4 protein-coding genes and 1 pseudogene are annotated in these 3,201 nt (G+C 74.1%); 2 read left to right on the top strand and 3 right to left on the bottom strand.

Annotated features, from left to right (window positions below; all coding sequences use genetic code 11):
- Window positions 1-143: 143 nt before the first annotated feature.
- Both murQ and ACFV5N_RS26200 read right to left on the bottom strand, forming a co-directional pair.
- A complete protein-coding gene (gene murQ, locus ACFV5N_RS26205) occupies window positions 144-1,079 on the bottom strand; it encodes an N-acetylmuramic acid 6-phosphate etherase (RefSeq protein WP_385604530.1) in 936 nt (311 codons plus the stop codon).
- 54 nt (window positions 1,080-1,133) lie between these two features.
- Window positions 1,134-2,081 (bottom strand): MurR/RpiR family transcriptional regulator, encoded by a 948-nt coding sequence (locus tag ACFV5N_RS26200; protein WP_385604527.1) that lies wholly within the window; start codon window positions 2,079-2,081, stop codon window positions 1,134-1,136.
- 74 nt (window positions 2,082-2,155) lie between these two features.
- On the opposite strand from ACFV5N_RS26200, the gene ACFV5N_RS26195 reads away from it, so the two are divergent.
- Both ACFV5N_RS26195 and ACFV5N_RS26190 read left to right on the top strand, forming a co-directional pair.
- Window positions 2,156-2,539, top strand: a complete 384-nt coding sequence (locus ACFV5N_RS26195; RefSeq protein ID WP_385604524.1) for a hypothetical protein — start codon at window positions 2,156-2,158, stop codon at window positions 2,537-2,539.
- Window positions 2,536-2,808 carry a DUF4031 domain-containing protein gene (locus ACFV5N_RS26190; RefSeq protein ID WP_385604521.1) on the top strand — a complete coding sequence of 91 codons (273 nt, stop codon included), beginning with the start codon at window positions 2,536-2,538 and terminating at the stop codon, window positions 2,806-2,808. The genes ACFV5N_RS26195 and ACFV5N_RS26190 overlap by 4 nt, the downstream gene beginning before the upstream one ends.
- A 22-nt stretch (window positions 2,809-2,830) precedes the next feature.
- Here ACFV5N_RS26190 and ACFV5N_RS26185 read toward each other — a convergent pair.
- A pseudogene (locus ACFV5N_RS26185) lies at window positions 2,831-3,201 on the bottom strand (hypothetical protein); the annotation flags it as partial.

Here is a 3,201-nt window from a genome sequence, read left to right as displayed (position 1 = left end):
GGCCTTGTGTTCCCCGCCGGATCGGCCCTCCTCTTCGCCGGGGGCGGCACGGGGGTCCGCCACGGTCCGGTGTGCCGGCCCTGGGCGTTGCCGGGATGGGCGCGGGCGCCGTACGCGCCCGGACGCGGCGGGCTGAGCGGCCGTCAGTCCTTCGCGGCGGCCGACAGGGCCGCCCGCAGGTGGCCGTGCGACTCCGTCAGCAGCCGCCCGGCCGTGGGCGCGTCCACGTTGCCGAGAATGGTGAGGATGGCGTTCTTCACCTCGCCGTCGGTCGCCCGCAGCGCCGACTCGATGACCGGGTCGGGCGCCCCGGTCGCCAGATGCACGATCCGGCGCGACCGGGCCCGCAGTTTCTCGTTCGAGGCGCGGACGTCCACCATCAGATTGCCGTAGGTCTTGCCCAGCCGGATCATGCTGATGGTCGAGATCATGTTCAGCACCAGCTTCTGCGCGGTGCCCGCCTTCAGCCGGGTGGACCCGGAGATCAGCTCGGGCCCCACCACCACCTCGATGCCGTGCTCGGCCGCCGCCGCCAGCGGCGAATCGGCGTTGCACGACAGGCCGATGGTCAGCGCCCCGCACCCGCGCGCGTACTCCACCGCGCCCACGGCGTACGGCGTGCGCCCGGAGGCCGAGATGCCGACCACCACGTCGTCGGCCGTCACACCGTGCCGCCGCAGATCCTCGGCGGCCAGCGTCTTGCTGTCCTCGGCACCCTCCACCGCCGTCACCATGGCGCCGGGGCCGCCGGCGATCAGGCCGACGACCTGGGAGGGGTCCGTGTTGAACGTCGGCGGGCACTCGCTCGCGTCGAGCACCCCGAGCCGTCCGGCCGTGCCCGCGCCGAGATACAGCAGCCGCCCGCCGCGCGCCAGCCGCAGCGCGGCGGCGTCGATCGCGGCGGAGATCTTCGGCAACTGGGCCGCCACGGCGCCGGGCACCCCGGCGTCCTCGCGGTTCATGGTGCGGGCGATGTCGAGCGTGGAGCGCTGGTCGATCTCGGCGAGATCGGGGCGGTGCGCCTCGGTGGTCAGGCCGTCGAGTTCGGAACGCAGCTCACCGTAAGGACTGAGGGACATGGAGGTGCGGCTCTCCGGAGTACGGGGGTTCGAGGGGGTCGGGCGCGGCGCCGGTCAGCGGTCGCGCGGTGAGTGGCGGTGCGCCAGCGCCTCGTAACTGGCGTGCAGCGCGGGCGCGGCGGTCTCGTACGTACGCTGTGCGACGCCGATGAACAGGCAGTCGATCACGAGCAGTTGACTGGTGCGGCTGGACATCGCCGCCGGGCGCAGTTCGCTCTCGCGCGCGGTGGAGGTGGTCAGCACATGGTCGGCGTACTGGGTGACCTCGCCGTCCGGGCGGCCGGTGATGGCGACGGTCGTGGCGCCGTGGTCGAAGGCCGCCTGGAGCGGTTCGATGACGTCGACGGTGCGGCCGGAGTGGGTGATGGCGACCGCCACGTCGCCGGCCCGCAGCTGGACGGCCCCCGTGACCGCCAGATGAGGGTCCGCGTGCGCGTGGGCCACCAGGCCGATCCGCAGCAGCTTCTGCGCCAGGTCCTGGGCGACCAGCGAGGAGGCCCCGATGCCGTACACGTCCACGCGGCGGGCGGTGGCCAGCGCGCTGACGGTGGCTTCGAGCTGGGCGAGGTCGAGGGCGCCCGCCGTGTCGGTGAGGGTCTGCCGCTCGTCCTGGGTGAGCTTGGCGACGACCTCGCTGAGCGGGTCGTCGACCGAGATGTCGGCCGTGACGGCGGGCGCCGCGCCGGACGCCTGCTGGGCGGCGAGGCCGGCCAGCGCCAGCCGCAGATCGCGGTAGCCGGGGTAGCCGAGCATCCGGGCGGTCCGGACGACGGTGGCCTCGGAGGTGCCGGTGCGCTCGGCGAGGCCGGTGACGGTGAGGGCGGCGCAGCCGGCCGGGTCGGAGGCCACGGTCTCGGCGACGCGCTGCATGGAGCGGGTCATCGAGGGGGTCATGGTGCGGACCTTGGCGGCCAGGGCCGCCGGCTCGGGAGGAGCGGGACGCGGTGGTGCGACGGCGACGGGACGCGGCCGGCCGGAGCGGCGGACGAAATTTTCCTTCATCGCATTCCTCACAGACGAAACATATTTTCGGAGAAGTTGTCACGTCAAGCCCTGGGAGTGCTCCAATAGTGCGTATGAACCAGGAGACGCCGGAAGAGGCCGTGCACCGGGGCCGCGCGCTGGTCCTGGCCGATCTGGCGGCCTGTGACGCGGCCGGCCCGGCCGAGGTCTCCGCCCTGGAGACGGCGATGGAGCACCGCCGCTGGTGGTGCGCCCAGTGGCCGCAGGGCGCCCCGTACCTGCCCGGGCTGCTCGCCCAGGACGTCCAGGACGCGCTGCTGGACGCCCACGGGGCGGCGGGCCGCTGGCCGGTGTGCCCGTTCTGCGAAGATCACCACGCCCTTGACCTGGAGCCGGAGCTGTCCGACGCCCCGCACTGGGTGTGCGGGGCCACCGGCCGCACCGTCGCACCGCTGGGCGGCCTCGACCGCGCCGGGGAGGCGGACGGCACGCCGTGACGGTCTACATCGACCCGCCGACCTGGCCGGGCCACGGCCGGATGTGGTCCCACCTGATCAGCGACGTCTCGTACGACGAACTGCACGCCTTCGCCGCCCGTCTCGGCGCGCCGCCCAGGGCGTTCGACGGGGACCACTACGACATCCCGGCCGAGAGCTACGCGGACGCGGTGCGGCTCGGCGCGGTGGAGGTCGGCAGCAAGGCCCTCCTCGGCCATCTCACCCGCGCCGGCCTGCGCCGCCGCAAGGGACACCGCCGGACGCCCTGAACGGGCACCGCCGCGCACCGGGTCACTGCGGGCGGGGGCGGCGGGCCCGCCAGAGCAGCAGGGCGGCGGAGACCACCGCCGACAGGCGCAGCAGCAGGGGCCAGGTGTCGGAGAGCTGGTCGCCCGCCGTGGTGTCCACCAGCGGTTCGCCCCAGTAGGCGTTGACCCGGCCGAAGAGCCAGGTGAGGTAGCCGCCGAAGACCAGTCCCGGGCCGCCGAACGTGCTCCACTGCGCCTCGCGGCGGGACAGCCGCGGCGACCAGTAGGCCAGCAGCCAGCCGATCGCGAGCGGCGCCAGTTCGGTGAGGAGCGCGCCCGACACCAGGAGCAGGGCGCCGATCAGCTCGATCGGGCCGCCCATGTGCCGGTTGGTGCCGCGGATCGCCGCGTTGG

It is taken from the genome of Streptomyces sp. NPDC059853 (assembly GCF_042731495.1).
Lineage (GTDB): Bacteria > Actinomycetota > Actinomycetes > Streptomycetales > Streptomycetaceae > Streptomyces.
This window is presented reverse-complemented; position numbering and strand designations above follow the sequence as displayed.

What these genes read in the sequence shown, in the direction of transcription:
- murQ (WP_385604530.1), bottom strand. Translation starts at nt 1,079, where the DNA reads ATGTCCCTCAGTCCTTACGGTGAGCTGCGTTCCGAACTCGACGGCCTG.
- ACFV5N_RS26200 (WP_385604527.1), bottom strand. Translation starts at nt 2,081, where the DNA reads ATGAAGGAAAATTTCGTCCGCCGCTCCGGCCGGCCGCGTCCCGTCGCC.
- ACFV5N_RS26195 (WP_385604524.1), top strand. Translation starts at nt 2,156, where the DNA reads ATGAACCAGGAGACGCCGGAAGAGGCCGTGCACCGGGGCCGCGCGCTG.